Genomic DNA, 21,030 nt, shown 5'->3' with positions numbered 1-21,030 from the left:
CAGACGACCCGGCTCAGGCGACCCCGGCTCAGGAGACCGGCCGCGAGTCCGCCCAGGCCAGTTCGAACTCCTCCCGGTACGTCTCGAAGAGTCCGCCCTCGTCCGGCTCGTCCGCCTTCACCACCCGGCGGCCGCCGCGCAGCACGAGCACCGGGGCCTCCATCCCGCGCGTCCTGCGCAGGTACGACTGGACGACGGCGATGCCGTCGGCGCCGTCCCCGTCGACCAGATACGCGGTGAAGCGCGGCGTCTCGTCGAAGACCTGGATCTCGAAGGCGCCCGGGTCACGGAGGCGGGCCCGCACCCGGCGCATGTGCAGGATGTTCATCTCTACGCTGCGGCTCAGCTCGCCCCGCTTCAGGCCCAGTTCACGCTCCCTGCGCTTGACCGCACTGCTCGCCGGGTTGAGGAAGAGCAGCCGCACCCGGCAGCCGGACTCGGCGAGGCGGACGAGGCGGCGTCCGGAGAAGTTCTGGACCAGGAGGTTCAGGCCTATCCCGATCGCGTCGAGGCGGCGGGCGCCGCCGAAGATGTCCTCGGCGGGGAACTGCCGAAGCAGCCTCACCCGGTCCGAGTGGACGCCCACCACGTCGGCGTACCGGTCGCCGACCAGGGACTCGACGGCGTCGACGGGCAACCGGCGCGCGGACGGTGTGTCGGTGCCCGTGCCGAGTATGTCCAGGAGCTTCGCCGACGCGCGCTCGGCCTGGGCGAGCACGGCGGTGGACAGGGCACGGTTGCGCGATACGACGTTCCGGGTGACCTCCAGCTCGTCCAGGGCGAGTTCGACGTCCCTGCGGTCGTCGAAGTACGGCTCGAAGCACGGCCAGTGCTGCACCATCAGCTCGCGCAGCTGGGGCAGCGTGAGGAAGCTCAGGACGTTGTCGTCGGCCGGGTCGAGCAAGTACCCCTTGCGGCGGCTCACTTCGCGTACGGCGACGGCCCGCTGCACCCACTCCTGCCCGGCCGGCCCGGCGGCTGCGACCACCCAGTCGTCGGCGTGGACCGGTTCGTAGATGGGGCGCAGAACAGCGGCCACGACCGCGCGCAGCCGCTGCTCCACGAGATTCAGCCAGATGTAGGCCCGCCCGGCGCGCTGGGCGCGCGTGCGCACCTCGCGCCAGGCTTCGGCGCCCCAGTCCAGTTCGGGTCCGATCTGAGATCCCATCTCCATCGGCCGCGCCAGGGACACCGCTCCGGGCGGGCCGTCCGCGGAACTCCCCTCGTGACCCTCGTCACCAGGGGGCAGTTCCCGCCCTCCCGAGCTCACCCAGCGCACCCCTTCCGCTCCCCCGAGCACTCCCCCGTTCAACGATCAAGGAAGGGTACTCCGGGAGCGGCGGGCGGTGCAGCCGGATGGCAAGGGTCAATTATCAACGACCCAGCGGCGGCTGGCCGTTCTGGCCGGCGAGGTCCTGCGGAGTGAGCGGGCTCATAGCGGTGACGTCGCGCGCGGCCAGCGAGAAGCCCTGCCAGTGGACCGGCATCGGCTGCTGGTCCTCGTCACGGGCGATGTGGTGGTAGCCGATGTTGACCCAGGCGATCGGGTGCTTGAGGGTCTGGCCGTTGGCCCACTTGTCGACGCTGGTCGGTGCGCCGTCGGGGCACCCTATGTTGTTGCTCGCGTACTGCTCGCACTTCTTGTACTCGGTGAAGTACACGTCGTGCTTGGTGAAGGGGCGTCCGGCGTGCTTGGTGCTGGCCCCGGGCACGAACTCGTACGAACGGGGGTGGCCGTCCTTGTTCTTGCCGGCCCCGCTGACCATGCGCCACCAGCGCATGTCCTTGCGGTCGCCGGCGAGCTCCTTGGTGACCTTGGTGCGGGTGGTCTTCGTGGTGGGGCTGCCCTGGCCGGCGGGCGCGGTGACCTTGGAGTCGTACTGCTCGACCTTGGCCTTCGGGGAGCCGTCGAGGCCGAAGTTGAGCCGCCAGAAGACGTTGTGGGCGTGGCTCTCGGCCTTGGCCTGGTCACCCTTGCCGATGGGCCAGCCGCGGCTGTCGCCGCCGTCGTAGTCGTACGGCGAGAGGCTGCCGGTCGCGCCGACCTGGGAGGTGATGGTGCCGTCCGACGAGAACCGCCACTCGGTGATGTACTCGTACCAGGAGGCCTTGTTCACGGTGTAGACGAGCAGGTCCTTGCCCTGGCCGGTGTAGACCTTGCCGTTGCCGCCGGTGCTCGCGTCGTCGTTGAGGCGGTACGCGTGCCCACGCGCGCGCGTGGTGGTGCACAGGCCCTTCACGTTGCCCCGCTGCGGGACCTTCACCGTCTTGATGGTGCCGCCGGGGCACTCGCCGGGGTTCAGGTTCTGCAGGGCCTGGCCGAAGTCGGTGCCGGTGACGTCGTCGTACTCGGCCTCGCCGTCGTCGTAGGGGACGTGGACCTGCGCGAGCCGGGCGCTGGTCAGGACGGGTATCGGCTTCGCCTCGTCCTTGGGCTGGTAGCTGATCTTGTCGAGGATCAGGCCGGAAAGGCTGTTGTAGTGCCAGCACATGCGCCAGGTCGTGCCGCCGTCGACGGTCTGCTCGATCTTGTAGGCGTCACTGCAGTCGGCCGCCGCCGCGGGGGCGCTCGGCGCCTGGGGTGCGGCCGATGCGGGCGAGGCGACGGTGACGGCGCCGCCGATCAGCGCGGAGACCGCGAGGGCCATGGTGGCCCGTTTGCGGGCGCGCGAAAGTCTGTTGACGTGCATTGCGGTGTGAACTCCCTCGTACGAGGAGAAGCAGAAGTGTGGTGTCGTGCGCGAGCGGCCGAAATCAGCCGAGGCGGCCCACGGAACGGGTGCTCAGGTCGACGACGAGGGACCGGGTGTCGATCCACGGGCCGTTCTTGACCTTGGTGACGACCTGGAGGCACCGGTGCTTGCCGCACTCGGTGAGGTCGGACGGCACGCGCTCGACGGTCTCCTTGCGGAAGACCATGCCGCTCAGCTGCAACTGCCCCGGGCCGGTGAGCGCCTTGCCCGTGGCGTGCTTGAAGTCCTGCTTCAGGCCCTTGCCGAGCGGGTCGGCGATCAGCAGCTTCGCGCCCTCGGCGAGCTCTTCCTGGCTGGGCGGCGGCTGGACGTTCTGTGCGGTGTTCGTGTCCTCCACCTTGCCGGTCTCCACGTTGACCGTCTTGGTGATGACCGCGTCCTTCTTGTAGTCGTAGTAGACGACTTCCGCGCTGCGCGGGGCCGTGGCACCGGCGTCGCTCGGATCCGGCTCACTGAGGTTCGTCGAAAGGAGCTGCGGTCCGCGGTCTCCTTCGACGTCCCTGGCGCTGGAGCGCAGACCGTTCGTCACCGAGGCCTTCTCGGCGCGCTCCATCTCGGCGTCGGTCAGCGGGTCGCTGCCTATGCCCTTCTCGCCCTCGTCGGGCGCGGCCTCGACGACGCCGTCCTTCGCGATCGCGTTCTGCTCCGCGGCCGCCGCGTTGGCCTGGCTGTCCCCCGACTCGCCCGCCCCCGGCAGTGTGACGCCCACCAGCACGGCGGTGGCAGCCGTCGCGACCGCCGCGCCCGCCATCACCTTCCCCAGGTGACGTCTGACTAGCTCTCTCACTTACTCCCCTTTTCCCCCACGAGCCCCAAGAAGGGGCATACCGAGTATGTGGTCGGTCGGTTAGACGGGTTCAACTCCCGCGTGGTTGCCCCACTTTCGGGGAGACTCTGACCAAAGTGACCCCGGGCCGAGGGGGCGGTAGTGGAAGAGTCGTATGCATGCAGGTGTGGCCAGGGCAGGCGTATCCACTCGGTGCCACGTACGACGGCGCCGGCACGAACTTCGCGGTCTTCTCCGAGGCCGCCGACCGCATAGAGCTCTGCTTGTTGCACGACGACGGCTCGGAGACAGCCGTCGAGCTGCGTGAGTCCGACGCGTTCGTGCTCCACGCGTATCTGCCCGGCGTGATGCCCGGCCAGCGGTACGGCTTCCGTGTGCACGGCCCGTACGAACCCGCGCGCGGGCACCGCTGCAACTCGGCGAAGCTGCTGCTCGATCCGTACGCCCGCGCGGTCAGCGGCCGGATCGACTGGGGCGAGGAGGTGTACGGCTACCGCTTCGGCGCCCCGGACAAGCGCAACGACATGGACTCGGCGCCGCACATGATGACGTCCGTGGTGGTCAATCCGTACTTCGACTGGGGCGACGACCGGCCGCCGCGCACCCCGTACAACGAAACCGTGCTCTACGAGGCCCATGTGAAGGGCCTGACCATGCGGCACCCGGATCTTCCCGAGGAGTTGCGCGGGTCGTACGCGGCGCTCGCGCATCCCGCGGTCATCGATCACCTGGTGCGGCTGGGGGTGACGGCCCTGGAGCTGATGCCGGTGCACCAGTTCGTGAACGATCACCGCCTGGTCGACATGGGCCTGAACAACTACTGGGGCTACAACACGATCGGCTTCTTCGCGCCCCACAACGCTTACGCGTCCTGGGGCGACCGGGGCGAGCAGGTCCTGGAGTTCAAACAGGCGGTGAAGGCGCTGCACGAGGCGGGCATCGAGGTGATCCTCGACGTCGTCTACAACCACACGGCCGAGGGCAACCACCTGGGCCCGACGCTCTCCTACAAGGGCCTGGACAACGCCTCGTACTACCGCCTGACGAACGATCCCCGCTATTACATGGACACCACGGGGACCGGCAACTCGCTCCTGATGCGGTCGCCGCACGTACTCCAAATGATCATGGACTCGCTGCGGCACTGGGTCACCGACATGCACGTGGACGGTTTCCGCTTCGATCTCGCGGCGACGCTCGCCCGGCAGTTCCACGAGGTGGACCGCCTGTCGTCCTTTTTCGACCTCGTGCAGCAGGACCCCGTGGTGAGCCAGGTGAAACTGATCGCCGAGCCGTGGGACGTCGGCGAGGGCGGCTATCAGGTCGGCAACTTCCCGCCGCTGTGGACCGAGTGGAACGGCATGTACCGCGACACGGTGCGCGACATGTGGCGCGGCGAACCGCGCACCCTCGCGGAGTTCGCGTCCCGGCTCACCGGCTCGTCCGACCTCTACCAGGACGACGGGCGGCGACCCTTGGCGTCGATCAACTTCACCACCTGCCACGACGGTTTCACGCTGCACGACCTCGTCTCGTACAACGAGAAGCACAACGAGGACAACGGCGAGGACAACCAGGACGGCGAGAGCCACAACCGCTCCTGGAACTGCGGCGCCGAGGGCGAGACGGACGACCCGGACGTCCTGGAGCTGCGCGAGCGGCAGATGCGCAACTTCATCGCGACGCTGATGCTCTCGCAGGGCGTCCCGATGCTCAGCCACGGCGACGAGTTCGCCCGGACGCAGGGCGGCAACAACAACGCCTACTGCCAGGACAACGAGATCGCCTGGGTGCGCTGGCCGCAGGGCGGGAGCACCCAGCTGGAGTTCACGCGCGCGATGGCGTGGCTGCGGCGCGACCATCCCGTCTTCCGCAGGAGGCGGTTCTTCCACGGCCGCCCGGTCGAGGGCACGCACGACGAGCTGTCCGACATCGCGTGGTTCACGCCGGAGGGCGATGAGATGACGCAGGAGGACTGGGACGCGTCGCAGGCACGGGCGCTGACGGTGTTCCTGAACGGCAACGCGATCTCCGAGCCGGGTACGCGCGGCGAGCGGATCTCCGACGACTCGTTCCTGATGATGTTCAACGCGTCGGCCCGGCCACTGGAGTTCGTCGTCCCGGTCAATCACGGCCGCCAGTGGCAGGTGGTCGTGGACACCTCGCGGCCGGAGGGGGTGCCGCCGGACACGGGACCGAAGGCGCGGGCCGGTGAGCGCCTGACGCTCGCCGACCGGAGCCTTACTGTCCTGCAGCGCCCCGCGTGACCTGAGGCCCGCCCTCGGCCGGGGGGCGCGCCACCAGCGCCACGAGGAACGCCACGGCTGCGGCCGCGCTGCCGAGCGCGAACGCCGCTCCGGGGCCATAGGACTCCGCCAGGCGGCCCGCCACGGCGAGCGTGACCGCCTGGCCGCCGACGAAGGCACTCGCCGCCCACGTCATCCCCTCGGCGAGGCGCCGCGGCGGGCAGGAGCGCTCGGTGAGCGCGAAGCCGGTGATCAGGTTCGGGGCGAAGATCGCGCCGAAGACGGTCACCACGAGGTACAGCCCCGTCATGCTGTCCGTCCACACCAGCGGCAGGGAGAGCAGCGCCGCGGCGGCAGTCGCCAGGCGCCAGCGTGCGTACAGACCGAAGCGCTCGGGCAGCGCGGCCATGGAGAGCCCCACGACGGCGCTCATGACGCCCATGGCGGCGTAGACCAGACCCGCCTGGCCCGGCCGGCCCAACTCCTCGGTGAGGGCCGTGATGCCCGCTCCACAGGCGCCGAGCAGCACACCGACGAAGACGAGCCCGACGCGTACGACGACGACCTGGCGCGGGAGGCGTTGCCGGTCGCCACGCGCGCGTGGTGCCTGCCCCGTCACCTGGGCCGTCCGGCCCGTGGGGTGCAGCGCGAAGCCGGAGCCGCAGACGGCGACCAGAAGGGCGGCGGCGCCGAAGGCGTACGCAGGGTGGCCCGCTACGGCGGCAAGGCCGACCAGGGCGGGGCCGAGCACGAAGGACAGTTCGTCCATGGTGCTCTCCAGGGACAGCACGGTGTTGACCAGACGGTCGTCACCACCTGCCCGGCGGACCAGCGGGACGGCGCGTGCGCGGGCCAGCGGGCCGATCCCCGGGATGCTCGCGCCGGCGAGCACGGCGAGGGCGACGAGCACGGGTGTGGGCAGCTCCAGGAGGGCGCCGATCGTGTAGACCGTGATCGCCACGGCGTTGAGCAGCGAGAAGCCGAGGACGACGGCGCGCTGGCCCCGCCGGTCGGCGAGGCGGCCGACGAGCGGGCCCATGGCCACCTGGCCGAGCGCGAGCGCGCAGGCGACCACGCCGCCCGTGGCGAGCGATCCGCTGGTCTCGGTGACCAGCAGGACACTGCCGAACTGGATCATGGCCACGGGGAGCCTGCCGAGGAACGAGATCACCGGGAGGAGCGCCCCGGTGTGCCCGATCACTTCCCGGTAGGTGTCCAGGAGGCCGGGCGCGCCCCGGCCCTCCCGGTTCTCCCGGTCGTCCCGTGGCCCGTCCTGGGCGACCTGTACTTTTGCAGCCATCGTCCGAAGCTAGCGACACCCTGACGGCCAGAAGCATGAGTCGATGGCACGAAAGCCCGCCAGGCGGGTACGTACGTTCGCATGACGCCTGAGCGCTCAGAGCCCGCGGTTCCGCCGCCGCCCACCGCCACGTACCGGCTGCAGCTCCAGCCGGAGTTCCCCTTCGAGGCCGCCGAAGCGGCCGTCCCGTACCTGGCATCGCTGGGGGTCTCGCATCTGCATCTGTCGCCCGTGCTTGAGGCCGTTCCGGGGTCCACGCACGGATACGACGTCGTGGACCACGCGCGCGTGCGTGACGAACTCGGCGGCGAGGAGGGGCTGCGGTCCCTCTCCCGCACCGCGCGGGCGCACGGGCTCGGCCTCGTCGTGGACATCGTGCCGAACCACATGGCTGCCGTGCCGCGCCACAACCACGCTCTCTGGGAGGTCCTGCGGGAGGGACCCACATCGCCGTATGCGCGCTGGTTCGACATCGACTGGGACGCGGGCGACGGGCGTGTGCTGCTTCCGGTGCTCGGGCGCGGGGTCGGGGACGAGCTGGAGCGGCTGCGGGTGGACGGCGACGTGCTGCGCTACCACGAACACGAGTTCCCCTTGCGCGAAGGCACCGGTGAGCTGCCGTTGCCGCGTCTCCTGGACGCCCAGTGGTACCGGCTCGCATGGTGGCGTCTTGCCCGTACAGAGCTCAACTACCGGCGCTTCTTCACCATTTCGGACCTCATCGGGGTGCGCGTCGAGGACCCCGAGGTGTTCGACGCGACCCACGCGAAGATCCTCGAACTGCTGCGGGACGGCGTCGTGGAGGGGCTGCGGATCGACCATCCCGACGGCCTCGCGGATCCGGGGGCGTACCTCCAGCGGCTCCAGGAGGCCACGCGCGGGCGCTGGACGGTCGTCGAGAAGATCCTCGCCGACGGGGAGCAGCTGCCCGCCGCGTGGCCCGTAGCGGGCACCACCGGATACGACGCGCTGCGCCATCTCGACGGCCTCTTCACGGACCCGGCGGGAGCGGGTGAGCTCCTCGGCCAGTACCGGAGGTTCGCGGCGCCCGCGGTGGACCGGGGCGGCGACTGGGGGGCGACGGTGCGGCGCGCCGCGTACAAGGTGCTCACCCATGAGCTGGCCGCCGAGACCGACCGCCTCACGCGCGAGGCGACCGCGCTCTGCGCCGCGGACCCCGCGCTGCGCGACCACGCGCCATGGGCCCTGCGCACCGCGCTCCTGGAGCTGCTCGTGCGGCTTCCCGTCTACCGTCCGTACGTCGCCGGGGGCGCCGAACCGGCTTCGGTGCTCACGGTGGGTGCCGCCGAGGAGGCGAAGGCGGCCTTCGCGGTGCGGGAGGAGGCCGAGGCGGTCGATGTCGTACGGGACCTGGTCCTCGGTCGTCTCGGGTCCGGGCCCGCGGTGGACGGCTTCCGCGCGCGGTTCGCGCAGACGTCGTCGGCGCTGCGGGCCAAGGCGGTCGAGGACACGGCGTTCTACCGGCACGCGCCGCTCCTGTCGGCGGCCGAGGTGGGCGGCACTCCCGAGCGCCCCGCGGTCTCCCCCGAGGACTTCCACGCCTACTGCGCGCGCGTGCAGCGCGACTGGCCCTACGCGGGGACGGTGCTCACCACGCACGACACGAAGCGCAGCGCCGACGTACGGGCGGGCATCGCCGTCCTCACGCAGTGCCCGGAGCGGTGGGCCGACCTCCTGGTCGACGTGACCGAGCAGACCGCGCGCGTGGGCGGCACCTGCGCGCCGGATCCCCAACTGGCGTGGGCGGCCTGGCAGACGGCCGTCGGCTTCGGCTTCCCCTACGACGAACGGCTGCAGATGGCCCTGCTCAAGCACGTGCGCGAGGCGGGCCTGCACACGAGCTGGACCGAGCCGAACGAGCCGTACGAGAAGGCCGTGACGGCGTTCGTGGAGGCGGGCCCCTGCGGGCCGCCGCTCTACACCGTGGCGGAGTTCGCGGGCAGCCTGCGGCCCCACATGCGGGCGAACGTCCTCGGGGCCACGCTGCTCCAGCTGACGATGCCCGGGGTGCCCGACCTCTACCAGGGCACGGAGGGCGAGTACCGGGCCCTGGTGGACCCGGACAACCGGCGGCCCGTGCGGTTCCAGCCGCACGTCCTTGAGTACCTGGAGCAGCACCGTGACCGCTGGGACCTCTCCGAGGAGAAGCTGGCCCTGACGGCGACCGCGCTGCGGCTGCGCAGACGGCGCCCGGAGCTGTTCGGCGGCGCGGCGACGTACGAGCCGCTGGCTGCGCGGGGCCCGGGAGCGGCGCACTGCGTGGCCTTCGCGCGCTCCGGAGAGGTGATCGCTGCGGCGACCCGGCTCTCCTCGCGCCTGGCGGAGGCAGGTGGCTGGCGCGCTACGGAACTGGAGCTTCCGCAGGGGCGGTGGGCTGATCTGCTCACTCGGGGGCGGGAGTTCACGGGGCACGCGCGCGTGGAGGAGCTTTTCGGGGAGCTGCCGGTGGTGCTTCTTGAGCGGGTGCCGACGGGTCCGGAGCAGGTCTCAGGAGGGGCGGACGAGTAGCAGGCGTGGCGCCCGCGCCATGAGGCCCCGGGGCGCGGGCCTGAAGCCGGGGGCCCAGCGCAGGCCCGGCATGGCGGCGAGCAGGGCCCGCAGACCGCACTCGGCGGTGAGCGCGGCCAGAGCGGCAGCCGGGCAGAAGCTCTGACCCGCGCCGAACGCCAGGTGCGCCGGGTCCGCCGGATCCGCCGGGCCCGCGCGGAAGATGTCGTAGCGGTCGGGGTCGGCGAAGCGGAACGGGTCACGCCCCGCGGAGCCGACGAGGCAGGCCACGACGGCTCCCGTGGGGAGCGTTGTGCCGCCCAGGGATATCGGCACGAGCGCGCGGCGCAGCACGACGGGGGCGGGCGGATCACGGCGCAGGGACTCCGCCCAGGCGCCGGGTATCAGCTCCGGGCGGGCACGCACGAGGTCCAACTGGGCCGGGTGGTCGAGGAGGTTGGCGAGGAAGGAGGCCAGGGCGTGGGCGGCGGCCTCGCCGCCACCGGTGAGGAGTGTCCCGGCAAGACCGGTGACGGTGTCGTCGCGGAGCGCCTGCCCGTCCACCCGGGCGTCGCACAGGACGGAGAGCAGGCCGGTGCCGGGATGGGCGCGCCGCCGCGCGATGTGGCGGCGCAGAAGTCCGCCCAGCTCCGGGTGGCGACCGCCGGGGTGTGCGGGCCCCGTACGGCACCATTCCCGCACCCGCGCGGCGTCCTCCCAGGGCAGCCCGAGCGCGGCGACGGCGGCGGCCGCGGGCAGCCAGGCACTGAACTCGGCGACGAGGTCGACCTCGCGCCGCCCGGCTATGCGCCGTGCGAGGACGAAGGCGGTGCGCTCGGCGGCGGCCCGCAGCGCGGGCTCCAGAAGCCCCTGGCAGGCCGGGCTCGGACCGGCCCCCGACGCGCCGAGCCGGGCGTCGACGAGCGCGGCACGCACATCCGCGTACCGACTGAGCAGCCAGGCCCCGAGGAGTTCGTCGCGGACGAGGGGGAAGCCTTCGCGGAGAGTGCGGTAGAGCGGATACGGATCACGCTCCACGCCGGGGTCCAGAAGACTGGGCATCTCAGCCCGTCCGGCGTTCGAGGACGAGCTCGGCGGAGCCGGTGACAGACGGTGCCCATGAGGGGCCGAGCTCGACGACACGGTTCTCGAGGACACGGACTCAGAGCATCACCGAAGGCCCGTTCACGCAGTCCCCATGCACCCATTCGGGTGACGCTGTCGGACAAGGCCGACGTGGGGTGACATCCCTTGGGTCGCACGCTTGACACGTGCCCGACCGCGTGGCGTACTGCGGATTGCGTCAGCGGACAAGACGGGGGTGAGTCAACTGGCGGATCAGCGCTATCCCAATGTGGCCGAACTCGTGCTGTCCGCAAGGGGGTTGGCCGCCCACCGCCCCGATCTCAGCACCCTGCGCCAGGTGGGCGCCTCGCGCGCAGGAAGGCCTCTGCACCTGCTGTCCGTCGGCCGCTCCCCGCGTGCCGTCCTGGTCGTCGCGGGCGCGCACTCGAACGAACCGACCGGCGGCTCGACGCTGCTCCGCCTCGCGGAATGGACCCTGCGGGACGAGACCCTGCGCGCCGACACCTCCTGGCACTTCCTCCTGTGCGCCGACCCGGACGGCGCGCACCTGCACCGCACGCCCGCCCCGCGCACCTTGTTCGACTACCACCGGCACTTCTTCCGGCCGGCGGGACCCGAGCAGCCTGAGTGGTCCCCCTCCGTACTGCCGGCCGATCGGCTCCCTCCGGAGACGCGCGCCCTGACCGGCGTCATCGACGAACTGCGGCCCTACTTGCAGGTGTCGCTGCACGGGACCGATCTCGGCGGCAGCTGGGTGCAGTTGACGCGGGACATCCCGGGGCTCGCGGAGCCGTTCGCCAAGTCCGCCGCGGAGCTGCACATACCGGTGGAGGCGGGGGCTTCGGACGCCGCGGGCTGGCCGGTGTCGGGGCCGGGGGTCCATGTGCTGCCGGGCCCCGGTTCGGCGGCCGCCTATCCGAGCCTCCCCGAGGACGCCCGGCACACCACCTGGCACCACGCCCACCGGTACGGCGGTCTGACCGCCATCGTCGAGGTCCCCATGTGGGCGAGCGACCTCGTGGACGACGCGGCCGTCCATCCCTCCCCGGTGCTCGCGCTGCGCGGCTTCTCGCAGCGGCTGCGGCACGACGCTCGCCTGGTCGAGGACATCCTCAGCGAGGCGCTGCCGCGGCTCCCGGAGGCGCAGGGGCCGCTGCTGCGCGCGGCGCGCTGGGCGCTCGACCTGGTGCCAGGCCTCGCCCACGACTGGGCCCGGCTGCCGCCCGCGGGGACGTCGATGGCGTACATCGGCAGCGTCGACGCCTTCGGGCGCCGCCTTCCGCTGCGGGCCGCCGCGATGCTGCTGCGGGTCCTCGACGCGGCGGGCGACCGGGCAGCGCCCCGCCTCGAACGGCTCGTCATGCACTGGAGCGACGCGTTCGCCGAGCGGTTCAGGGCGCGCTGGGTGCCGCTGGAGGACCAGGTCGAGCACCAGTCACGGACGACGGTCGCGGCAGCCCGCCACGCGCGCGTGGCGGGCGACTGACCACACGCACAGCACGCGTTCTTTTCGGAGGGGCTTCACGAAGCCGAGAGCCGGAAGCCCATCTTCCCGAAGCTGACCTGATCGCCGTCCTGGACGACGGCCGCACCGATCACCCTGCGGCCGTTCACGGACGTGCCGTTGGTCGACCCGAGGTCACGCAGCACCCACATGCCGCCCTGCCTGCTCAACTCCGCGTGGACCCGGGAGACGGTCTCGTGGCTGAGCCTGAGCCCGTTCGCCGGGTCGCGGCCGATCCGCAGCGGATACGGGTTCGTCGGCACCGGCAGAAGCAGCTTCGGCAGCTTCTCGGCCTGCCAGGCCCTGCGCAGCCTGACCGTGAACCCGGAGACCGCCCCGACGGTGCCGAACACCGCACGCGAGAGACGTCCCTCGGTCCGCAGATCGGCGGTGAGCGCGGCGAGTTCGTCGGGCTGGCGGGCGGCGAGCGCCAGCTCCATGCGCCGCACGAACGTGTCGTGCGACAGCTTGCCGAGGGCAGCGCCCTCCCTGAGCACCTTCAGCGCCCTGTCGCGCTCGGCGTCGGTCAGCCGCGCGGGGTACGTGTGGATCTCAAAGGACGACGTCACCCTGGTGATTGTCGGTCAGCTCGGCCGGGGTGTCCAGAAAACGCGGAACGACCGCGAACCGATCACTTCTGCCGCACGATGGAACGGACGTCAGCGGATGTCGGAGAAGGGGGAACTGTCAGTGGAGTTCGAGGTGTGGGCCCCGGGGGCCGAACGCGTCGCCCTGCTGTGCGAGGGCGACGCGCGCGCGATGGAGCGCGCCGAGGGCCGGGCCGGGTGGTGGACGGTGCGGGCGGAGGCCGCCGACGGGGCGCGGTACGGCTTCTCGCTCGACGAAGGGCCTGTGCTGCCCGATCCCCGCTCACGACGCCAGCCGGACGGCCCCGACGGGCTCAGCGCCGTCGTCGACCACGACCGGTACGCGTGGCGCGCGCCCTGGGCGGGGCGCGGAGTGCGGGACGCGGTCCTGTACGAGCTGCACGTGGGGACGTACACACCGGACGGCACGCTCGACTCGGCGGCGGGGCGGCTCGGCCACCTGGCCGAGCTCGGCGTCACCCATGTGGAGCTGATGCCGCTCTGTCCGTTCCCGGGGCGGCACGGCTGGGGGTACGAGGGTGTCTCCCTGTGGGCCGTGCACGAGCCGTACGGCGGCCCCGATGCGCTGAAACGATTTGTCGACGCCGCGCACGCGCACGGCATCGCAGTCGTCCTCGACGTGGTCCACAACCACCTCGGCCCGTCCGGCAACTATCTGCCCGCGTTCGGGCCCTACTTCACGGAGACCCACCAGACTCCGTGGGGCGCGGCGGTCAACCTCGACGCCCCCGGCTCGGACGAGGTGCGCGCGTATCTGATCGGCAGCGCGCTCGCCTGGCTGCGCGACTACCGCCTGGACGGTCTGCGCCTGGACGCGGTGCACGCGCTGCGGGACACGCGCGCGTGCCACTTCCTTGAAGAGCTCTCGGCGGCCGTGGACGAGCTGTCCGACGAGCTCGGCAGGCCGCTCTCGCTGATCGCCGAGTCCGACCAGGGCGATCCTCGCGTCGTCATCCCGCGCGCGGACGGCGGTCTCGGCCTGCACGCGCAGTGGAACGACGACTTCCACCACGCGCTGCACGCCACGCTCACCGGTGAAGCACACGGCTACTACGAAGACTTCGCCCGCGCGCCCTTCGCCGCGCTCGCCAAGACGCTGACGGGCGGCTTCTTCCACGACGGCACGTACTCGACCTTCCGGGAGCGCCGGCACGGCCGCCCCGTGGACCGCGCCCGGACACCCGCGTACCGCTTCCTCGGCTACACGCAGACCCACGACCAGATCGGCAATCGCGCGCAAGGGGACCGGCTCTCCGCCACGCTCTCCCCCGGCCTGCTCGCCTGCGCCGCCGCGCTCACCCTCACCGGGCCGTTCACGCCGATGCTGTTCATGGGCGAGGAGTGGGGCGCCGAGACGCCCTGGCAGTTCTTCACGGACCACACCGATCCCGAGCTCTCGGAGGCCGTGCGCCGGGGCAGGCGCCGGGAGTTCGCGGCGCACGGCTGGGCCGAGGGAGACATTCCGGATCCGCAGGACCCGGCCACCAGGGACCGCTCCTGTCTCGACTGGGCCGAGCCCCTGACCGACCCCCACGCGCGCGTGCTGGCCTGGTACCGCGAGCTGATCGCCCTGCGCCGCACCCGCGGTGACCTCCTCGACCCCGATCTGGCGGCGCTCCGGGTCGCATACGACGAGGAGAGGCGCTGGTTCGCGGTCCGGCGCGGTGATCTGCGGATCGCGGTGAACATCGGCAAGGAGACGGCCGACATCCCGCTGGGCGGCCGTGGCGCGCGGGTGCTCGCGGCGTGGGAGCCGGTCACCGTGCCCGGCGCGGACGGACTGCTGCGGCTGCCCGCCGAGTCGTGCGCGGTGCTCGCGACACCGTGAGCACTACGGGATGAGGCCCGCGGGGGCGGTCAGTTGACGATCGCAAGGTCGCGCGGCGTGGAGTTGAGACGCCGTACGCCGTCCTCGGTGACCGTCACTATGTCCTCGATGCGCACTCCGAAGCGGCCCGGCAGATAGATGCCGGGCTCCACGGAGAAGCACATGCCGGGCACGAGCGGCAGTTCCTCGCCCTCGATCATGTAGGGCGGCTCATGGGTGGTGACGCCGATGCCGTGCCCGGTGCGGTGGATGAAGTGCTCGCCGTACCCCGCATCGGCGATCACCGCCCGCGCCGCCCTGTCGACGTCCTGGCAGGCGGCACCGGGCCGCACCGCGCGGCAGCCGGCCTCCTGTGCCTCGCGCACGACGTCGTGGACCCGCTGCTCCTCGGCGTCGGGCTCGCCCACGTGCACCGTGCGCGAGGTGTCCGAGCCGTAGCCGTGCAGGAGGCCGCCGAAGTCCAGGACGACCATGTCGCCGTGTCCGATGACGCGACCGCTCGCCTCGTGGTGCGGGTTGGCGCCGTTCGGTCCTGAGCCGACGACGGTGAAGTCGACCTGCGAGTGCCCGAACCGGCGCAGCAGATCGGCGAGATCGGCGGCGATGTCGGTCTCTTTACGGCCCGCGAAGGGAACCTTCTTGATTTCTTCGTACGCGGAGTCCGCGGCGGCACCGGCGGCCGCGATGCGCTCGAGCTCCGCGGCGTCCTTGACGGCGCGCAGCATGGGGAGCGCTTCGGTGAGGGACACGTAGGAGGTGTTCGGCAGCTCCTTCTGGAAGCCGAGGAGATGCATGGCCCAGGAGTTGTCACTGATCCCGAAGCGGCCGTCGACGTCCAGGAGCGGCGCGGTCGCGGCGTAGGGGTCCTTGCCGTCGGTCCAGTCCCGCAGGGAGAGCGCGCTCGCGCCCGCGGCCAGTTCCGCGTCCGGGGCCTCCAGGGTGGGCACCACGAGCACCGGCTCCTGTCCTGCGGCGAGCACGAGGACGGTGAGGCGCTCGGTGGCGGCGGTCGGCCGGTAGCCGGTGAGCCAGACCATGTCGGGGCCCGGCGCGACGAGCAGTCCGGCGAGCCCCGCGTCCGCCGCGTCGGCCGCAGCGCGGTCCATGCGGGCCTTGTAGTCGTCGGCGGTGAAGGGCGTGGGGGTGCTGCCGGTCATGAGGGGCCTCCAGGGCTGCTCGCTGGGCGCTGGGCGCGGGCACTGGGCACTTACGGCGTGGTGTGCCAGTGCTGCCGATCCTGCCCCTGCCGCGCCGCGTGCGCGACCCAGTTCTGGCCCCCCCGTCACGTCACGTCACGTCACGTCACGAAGCCCGGCGTCACCGACAGGAACTGCCGCTCTCCGCTCGCGTGGCGGACGGTCACGGTGACGTTCCTGCCCGGGTCCGCGGCGGCGACGGCCGCCGCGAGGGCCTTGGCCGAGGCGACGCGGGTCTTGCCGAAGGCGAGCAGTACGTCGCCGCGTACGAGACCGGCGGTGTAGCCGGGGCCCGGACTGTGCACGCCGACGAGCAGGGCTCCGGCGCCCTGGGGGGCGTCGACGGCCTCCACGCCGAGGGTGGGGCGCGCGGCGGCCCGCTCCCCGGGCTTGTCGGGCTCCTTCCGCGGCGGCTGCGGCAGCGGCGGGGCGGCGGGCTTCGATGCCGCACCCGGCGCGGCGGGGCCGCCGGGCCCCTTGGCTCCGGCCTGCGCTTGCGCTTCCTTCTGCATGTCCGCCAGCTTGCTCATACCGATGACGGTGGCGCTGACGGTGCCGAGCCCTATGCCCGACAGCACGAGGACCGCTGAGAAGAGCAGCCCGAAGAGCAGGGTGACAAGGCGCCGCCCGCGCCGCCGGGCAGCGTGCGGACGGTGGCCCGATCCGGACCTGCGGCCGGCGCCGGGGCCGCTTCCGCTCCCGGCGCCACTTCCGGCGCCGGACGGCCGCCCGGCACCGGCCTTCCGCCCGATGCCGAGCCTCCGGCCGATGGCGAATCTGCCGCCTCGGCCGCCTCTCCCGAACTTGCCGCCTCCGCCGGGATCCTGTCCGGGCATCGGCTTGGGACGCAACGCAGTCTGTTCCATGGCTCGCCTCCGGCCACAGCCCTACCCGGCGTGACCCGGCGCGACGATTCACGAACGAGTGACGTCCACGTGTGCGGCCACGGAACGGGACGACCGCCCGCGGGCCCCGTCAGCCCGCGTGACCTCCCCCGTGACCTCCCCCGTCATGACCTCCGTGCCCCGCCCCGTGGTCGAACTTCAGGGCCTCCTTCGGCATGACCACGAAGGGGCGCATCATGCCCATGTCCTCGTGCTCCAGGAGGTGGCAGTGGTACATGAAGCGGCCGTACGCCCCGTCGAACTTGCCCATCACGCGCAGCAGTTGGCCGCCCGGGACCAGGAAGACGTCCTTCCAGCCCCGCTCGTTCGGGGCGAGGGGGATCTCCGTCTTCGGGTCGAAGGCGATCGGGGCCATGGTGCCGCCCACGGTGACGTCGAAACCCGACACGTCGTACGCGTCGCGGCCGAGGAGCTGGAAGTCGGCCAGGTGGATGTGCATGGGGTGGGTCACCGGCGGGTTCACCGCGAGGTTCAGGAAGCTCCACTGTTCGTGGCTGCCCTCGGCGATGGTGAAGCCAAGGCCGTCGTTGAAGGTGCGGGCGGTGCGGCGGTAGGTCTTGGTCTTCCCGTCCGCGCCCCGCAGCTGGATGACCCCCTCGGTCGGGACCCGGATGTCGCCCGCGTCCTTGATCTCGGTCATCTCCCAGATCTCCGGGTGTCCTCCGCCGCCCTTCGTGGCGGGCGGCGTCAGGACGATCAGTCGGTGACCGTGGTCGATGTCATGGCTCAGCGGGCGGAACGAGCCCGAGAGGATCTCCGGCAGCGAGAAGGGGTCATCGACCTCGGTGTCCCGCACGCGGAACTCCATGACCTCCGGATAGCGCACGTCGTTCGCCGGGTCCGGCACCCCGGGCGCCTGGCCACGGCCCTTGTTCACCAGACGTACGCGCGTGCCCGCGAGGGCACGGAAGTCGATCAGGAGGTCCATCCGCTCGGCCGGGGCGACGGTGAGCGTGGGCAGCTCCTCGTCGAAGTCGACCGGCACGGGGCGCGGCAACAGGCCGCCGTCACTGCCGATCTGGTGCATGACGCCCCGCACGGGGTTGTTGTCCTCGTCGACGAGGACGAGGTCGTAGATACGGGCGTTCGACGCGTTCACCAGGCGGAAGCGGTGCCAGGCCGCGTCGACGTCCGCGTACGGCCAGATGCGGCCGTTCACCGTGCTGTACGGGCCTGTGAAGGGCAGCGAGACCGGCTTGCCCGTCTCCGGGTTCTTGGCCTGGACGATGACGGTCTTGTGCAGCAGGCGGCCGTTCAGACGCCCGTCCTCGTCCGTGTCCAGGTTCCGGTCGGCGAGCAGCAGCGGGATCTCCCGCTCCCCGCAGGGGAGATGGAGCGCGTCCTCTTCGTCGTCCCTCACCAGATACGTGCCGTACAGCCCCGCCTGCACGTTCCAGCGGGTGATGTTCATGGCGTGGTCGTGATACCACCACTGCACCGCCTGGTGGTCGTTCGGGTACTCGGAGAGCTGCGCGTCGCCGAACCCCACCGCGTTGTCCGCCCACCCGTCGTTGCCCCCGCCGGTCTGCGCGCCGTGCAGGTGCGTCACCGACCAGGCCGGCAGCGCGGCCACGTCCTTGTTCGGCTCGACGCCCCCGCGTCCGGGCAGGGTGCCGGGGCTCGGGACGGCCCGCGGCACCTCGACGGAGGTGACGGGATACTCGGCGCCCTTCGGGATGCGGTTGGTCCACGCGATCCGGATGCGCCGTCCACGCCGCACCTCGATCGTCGGGCCCGGTACACACCCGTCGTACCCCCACATCAACGTCGGCGGCAGCTGCGGGTGCAGTCGGATCCAGGCCGGGCGCAGCGCGATCTCGGTCTCCGCGGGCACGTCGGTCTCGTCGCGCACGTCGACGGAGTCGGGCCGCAGGACCGGCGGCACCGGCAACGGCGTGACGTACGGCGTCAACTCCCCCGCTGCCGACGCCGCGTCGACCTCGGACGGCGAACCCGTCAGTCGGTCCGTGATGCGCTCAATGATGTCGGTCAAGATGAACACCCCCGTGTTGATCAATGCAAATGCAATGGCCCCAGGCCTGGGGCCGAACGACCCCTGTCCTGGGGCCGATTGAGCGGCCCGGTCAGTGGCCGCCCTCTTACCTCAGAAGACTCCCGGCACCCTCGGCACAGTTCCCCGAATCTCCCATTCCGCAGTAAAAGTATCGGAAAGTGCATAGGGAATCGGGTAGTCCTGTTGTGGGTCTGCTGTCAGTGACCGCTGTTACTTTCGGAGCATGACCGAACGTGCACTCCGTCTGCTACGACAGGACCCGCGTCTGGCCGAGCTGGCCGCGTTCCCTTTCGCATTCGACCTGTCCCGCGCGGACCACGTCGAAGAGGTCCGCCTCGCGTCGGGCGGCCCGCTGGAACCGATCGCGGGGGACGATTCCGGAGGCACGTATTTCGTGTGCGGCGACGGTTCCGTGCTGTACGCCGATTCCGAGGGGTCCGCGGGAACCATCGGGGACAGCGTGGACGAAGCCCTGGAGATCCTCGTCGGACTGCCCGGCTGGCATGACTACGTAGGCCTGTCGCCGACCGACGGCGAAGCACGGATACTCGCCGAGATCGCCGACACGGAGGGCGACTTCCGCGAGGACTGCGTGCCCGATCTCGACGAGCGCCGCACCGAGCTGCGGGCCGCCCTCGGGCTCCCGGAGCGCTCCCCCGTGCAGCTCGTCGCACGCCTGCACACCGCGCTCCTGCGCACCGAACCTGACCACCTCCTCCTCAACGCCGTGGAACACCTCGCCTACAAACGCCTCGACCCCCACCCGCGCCCACCGCTGTGGGAGCAGGTGCTCGCCAAGGGCCGCACCGACCTGGCCCTGCTGCGGATGGGCAACCGCACGGTCTGGGACGGCGTGGCCGGGAACCGTGCGCGCCGGGTGGCGGTGCTGCGCGCCGCTCAGTACGACCGGCGGAACACCGATCACGCCCTCCTGCGCCACCTCCTCAAGCACGAGGCGGACGCCTCCATGTCCGACGAACTGCGGCTCGCCGTCGTCCTCGTGGGTCTCCACGGCCTGGCCGAGGACCTGCCGCTGCTGCGCGAGGTCCATGAGACGACGTACGACACCTGGTGCGGCCTTGCCGGGCTTCCGGATGAGGCCGGTCAAGTCCAGGAGTGGGCGCGCTCGTTCGACGACTCCAACTATGGGGTGGACCCCGACGACGAACCGGAATCCACCTGGCTGGAGCTCGCACGGGAGCAGGGGATGGTGGAGCAGGCCCGGGTCTATCTGATCCGCGAGCTGGACGACACCGGCCCGGACCCTGCACAACTGTCCGTGCTGCGCGACGAGTTGGAGCTCCTCGGCGACTACACCCAGGCGATACGGGCGCAGCGTCTGCTCCGGTCGCTGCAGGACACCGACCAGGGCCGGGCGGCCGCGAACACACGGCTGGCCGAGCTGGAGCGGAAGGCCGTGGAGGCCGCGGCGGCGGAATCGTAGGTTTCCCCGCACCGGTGCGGTTGCCGCCTCTAGGCTGCGGGACGGAGATCAGCTCCGAGATCAGCTCTGAGAGGTCGTTTTAACCTATGAAGCCTATTTGATCCCAACATGTACCTGTGACGGGGCGCGACTTGAGGGGCAGCAAGGGTGAAGGTGCTCCATGGGCCGCCTGTGAGGCCCGACTTGCCGGTCTCATCCTGCAAAGCCTGTCTCATCCCAAGACGTGCGCTGATGCCCTCTCCGTCTAGCGGAGGCGTGCCGGAAATCGACACGCGTGAGACCCAGGACGAGTTAAGAGATACATGAGGCGGCGCAAACCAGCTGAAAACGACCTCTGAGATCAGCTCCGGGAAGGACCGCCCACATGACCGACGCACCGCCGCTGCCCGCGGAGCTGCTCCTCGACCGGGACGCCTCTGACGACCTGCGGCGGGATCTGGTCTCCGCGCTGGAAGGCCTGGGCGTCCACACGGCTCGGGTGCGCCGCGCGGTCGATCACCGGGGCGCGGCGGACATCCCCTGGATCATGCTGGCGTCCCTGCCCCTGCAGGCGTTCCTGAGCGGGCTCGGCGCGGAAGCGGTCAAGGATTCGTATGCGGCGCTCAAGGATGTCGTACGCCGGTCGTCGCACTCGGCGGATCCCGCCGACCCTTCCTCCGGCCCCGCCCCTCGGCCGCTGGTGCTCCAGGACCGGCGTACGGGACTGCGCGTGGTCCTGGAGCCGGGCCTGCCGGGCGAGGCGTACGAGCAGCTCCTCGGCCTCGACCTGGCGCGGTTCAGCGAGGGCCCGCTGCACTACGACAGGGAGCAGGGCCGCTGGCGCTCCGAGCTGGACGAAGCGGCCGGCTGAC

General features: G+C 71.4%; 15 protein-coding genes. 6 read left to right on the top strand and 9 right to left on the bottom strand.

Annotation, left to right across the window (positions count from 1 at the left end; all coding sequences use genetic code 11):
* Positions 1–28: 28 nt before the first annotated feature.
* From E5671_RS34895 to E5671_RS34885, 3 genes are all read right to left on the bottom strand, one after another.
* Complete coding sequence (locus tag E5671_RS34895) at positions 29–1,270, bottom strand: SAV2148 family HEPN domain-containing protein (RefSeq protein ID WP_160507833.1); 1,242 nt, start codon at positions 1,268–1,270, stop codon at positions 29–31.
* Positions 1,271–1,373: 103 nt separating this feature from the next.
* Complete coding sequence (locus E5671_RS34890; protein ID WP_160507832.1) at positions 1,374–2,690, bottom strand: copper amine oxidase; 1,317 nt, start codon at positions 2,688–2,690, stop codon at positions 1,374–1,376.
* A gap of 64 nt (positions 2,691–2,754) precedes the next feature.
* Complete coding sequence (locus E5671_RS34885; protein WP_336605930.1) at positions 2,755–3,540, bottom strand: Tat pathway signal sequence domain protein; 786 nt, start codon at positions 3,538–3,540, stop codon at positions 2,755–2,757.
* 158 nt (positions 3,541–3,698) lie between these two features.
* On the opposite strand from E5671_RS34885, the gene glgX reads away from it, so the two are divergent.
* Entirely contained in the window at positions 3,699–5,807 is a 2,109-nt protein-coding gene (gene glgX, locus E5671_RS34880; RefSeq protein WP_160507831.1) for a glycogen debranching protein GlgX, read from the top strand.
* Here the strand turns inward: glgX and E5671_RS34875 are convergent.
* Positions 5,782–7,086 (bottom strand): MFS transporter, encoded by a 1,305-nt coding sequence (locus E5671_RS34875; protein WP_160507830.1) that lies wholly within the window; start codon positions 7,084–7,086, stop codon positions 5,782–5,784. The genes glgX and E5671_RS34875 overlap by 26 nt on opposite strands.
* An 81-nt stretch (positions 7,087–7,167) precedes the next feature.
* Here E5671_RS34875 and treY point away from each other — a divergent pair, with 81 nt between their 5' ends.
* Positions 7,168–9,615 carry a malto-oligosyltrehalose synthase gene (gene treY / locus E5671_RS34870; RefSeq protein WP_160507829.1) on the top strand — a complete coding sequence of 816 codons (2,448 nt, stop codon included), beginning with the start codon at positions 7,168–7,170 and terminating at the stop codon, positions 9,613–9,615.
* Here the strand turns inward: treY and E5671_RS34865 are convergent.
* Positions 9,595–10,656, bottom strand: a complete 1,062-nt coding sequence (locus tag E5671_RS34865) for a cytochrome P450 (protein ID WP_160507828.1) — start codon at positions 10,654–10,656, stop codon at positions 9,595–9,597. The two genes, treY and E5671_RS34865, sit on opposite strands and share 21 nt — an antisense overlap.
* A 259-nt stretch (positions 10,657–10,915) precedes the next feature.
* Here E5671_RS34865 and E5671_RS34860 point away from each other — a divergent pair, with 259 nt between their 5' ends.
* Positions 10,916–12,166, top strand: coding sequence for a M14 family zinc carboxypeptidase (locus E5671_RS34860; RefSeq protein WP_160507827.1), 1,251 nt, complete (start codon positions 10,916–10,918; stop codon positions 12,164–12,166).
* A gap of 35 nt (positions 12,167–12,201) precedes the next feature.
* Here the strand turns inward: E5671_RS34860 and E5671_RS34855 are convergent, their stop codons facing one another.
* Entirely contained in the window at positions 12,202–12,753 is a 552-nt protein-coding gene (locus tag E5671_RS34855) for an FHA domain-containing protein (protein ID WP_160507826.1), read from the bottom strand.
* Between the two features lie 121 nt (positions 12,754–12,874).
* Here E5671_RS34855 and treZ point away from each other — a divergent pair, with 121 nt between their 5' ends.
* Positions 12,875–14,620 carry a malto-oligosyltrehalose trehalohydrolase gene (treZ, locus tag E5671_RS34850; RefSeq protein WP_160510600.1) on the top strand — a complete coding sequence of 582 codons (1,746 nt, stop codon included), beginning with the start codon at positions 12,875–12,877 and terminating at the stop codon, positions 14,618–14,620.
* A gap of 29 nt (positions 14,621–14,649) precedes the next feature.
* On the opposite strand, the gene E5671_RS34845 is transcribed toward treZ, so the two are convergent.
* The 3 genes from E5671_RS34845 to phsA all read right to left on the bottom strand — a co-directional run bounded on the left by E5671_RS34845 (position 14,650) and on the right by phsA (position 18,714).
* Positions 14,650–15,777 (bottom strand): aminopeptidase P family protein, encoded by a 1,128-nt coding sequence (locus tag E5671_RS34845; protein WP_160507825.1) that lies wholly within the window; start codon positions 15,775–15,777, stop codon positions 14,650–14,652.
* Positions 15,778–15,917: 140 nt separating this feature from the next.
* Entirely contained in the window at positions 15,918–16,682 is a 765-nt protein-coding gene (locus E5671_RS34840) for a S1C family serine protease (protein WP_237330297.1), read from the bottom strand.
* Between the two features lie 109 nt (positions 16,683–16,791).
* Positions 16,792–18,714 (bottom strand): O-aminophenol oxidase PhsA, encoded by a 1,923-nt coding sequence (gene phsA / locus E5671_RS34835; RefSeq protein ID WP_160507824.1) that lies wholly within the window; start codon positions 18,712–18,714, stop codon positions 16,792–16,794.
* Positions 18,715–18,958: 244 nt separating this feature from the next.
* Here phsA and E5671_RS34830 point away from each other — a divergent pair, with 244 nt between their 5' ends.
* Both E5671_RS34830 and E5671_RS34825 read left to right on the top strand, forming a co-directional pair.
* Positions 18,959–20,179 (top strand): hypothetical protein, encoded by a 1,221-nt coding sequence (locus E5671_RS34830; RefSeq protein ID WP_160507823.1) that lies wholly within the window; start codon positions 18,959–18,961, stop codon positions 20,177–20,179.
* A 364-nt stretch (positions 20,180–20,543) separates the two neighbouring features.
* Positions 20,544–21,029 (top strand): hypothetical protein, encoded by a 486-nt coding sequence (locus tag E5671_RS34825; RefSeq protein ID WP_160507822.1) that lies wholly within the window; start codon positions 20,544–20,546, stop codon positions 21,027–21,029.
* The last annotated feature ends 1 nt before the right edge of the window (position 21,030 follow it).

Origin of the sequence: Streptomyces sp. BA2 (assembly GCF_009769735.1) — a bacterium.
Taxonomy (GTDB): Bacteria; Actinomycetota; Actinomycetes; order Streptomycetales; family Streptomycetaceae; genus Streptomyces.
The sequence above is the reverse complement of the archived record's forward strand: the minus strand, read 5'-3'. Positions and strand labels throughout refer to the sequence as shown.

What these genes read in the sequence shown, in the direction of transcription:
- E5671_RS34890 (WP_160507832.1), bottom strand. Translation starts at nt 2,690, where the DNA reads ATGCACGTCAACAGACTTTCGCGCGCCCGCAAACGGGCCACCATGGCC.
- glgX (WP_160507831.1), top strand. Translation starts at nt 3,699, where the DNA reads ATGCAGGTGTGGCCAGGGCAGGCGTATCCACTCGGTGCCACGTACGAC.
- E5671_RS34875 (WP_160507830.1), bottom strand. Translation starts at nt 7,086, where the DNA reads ATGGCTGCAAAAGTACAGGTCGCCCAGGACGGGCCACGGGACGACCGG.
- treY (WP_160507829.1), top strand. Translation starts at nt 7,168, where the DNA reads ATGACGCCTGAGCGCTCAGAGCCCGCGGTTCCGCCGCCGCCCACCGCC.
- E5671_RS34865 (WP_160507828.1), bottom strand. Translation starts at nt 10,656, where the DNA reads ATGCCCAGTCTTCTGGACCCCGGCGTGGAGCGTGATCCGTATCCGCTC.
- E5671_RS34845 (WP_160507825.1), bottom strand. Translation starts at nt 15,777, where the DNA reads ATGACCGGCAGCACCCCCACGCCCTTCACCGCCGACGACTACAAGGCC.
- E5671_RS34840 (WP_237330297.1), bottom strand. Translation starts at nt 16,682, where the DNA reads ATGGAACAGACTGCGTTGCGTCCCAAGCCGATGCCCGGACAGGATCCC.
- E5671_RS34830 (WP_160507823.1), top strand. Translation starts at nt 18,959, where the DNA reads ATGACCGAACGTGCACTCCGTCTGCTACGACAGGACCCGCGTCTGGCC.
- E5671_RS34825 (WP_160507822.1), top strand. Translation starts at nt 20,544, where the DNA reads ATGACCGACGCACCGCCGCTGCCCGCGGAGCTGCTCCTCGACCGGGAC.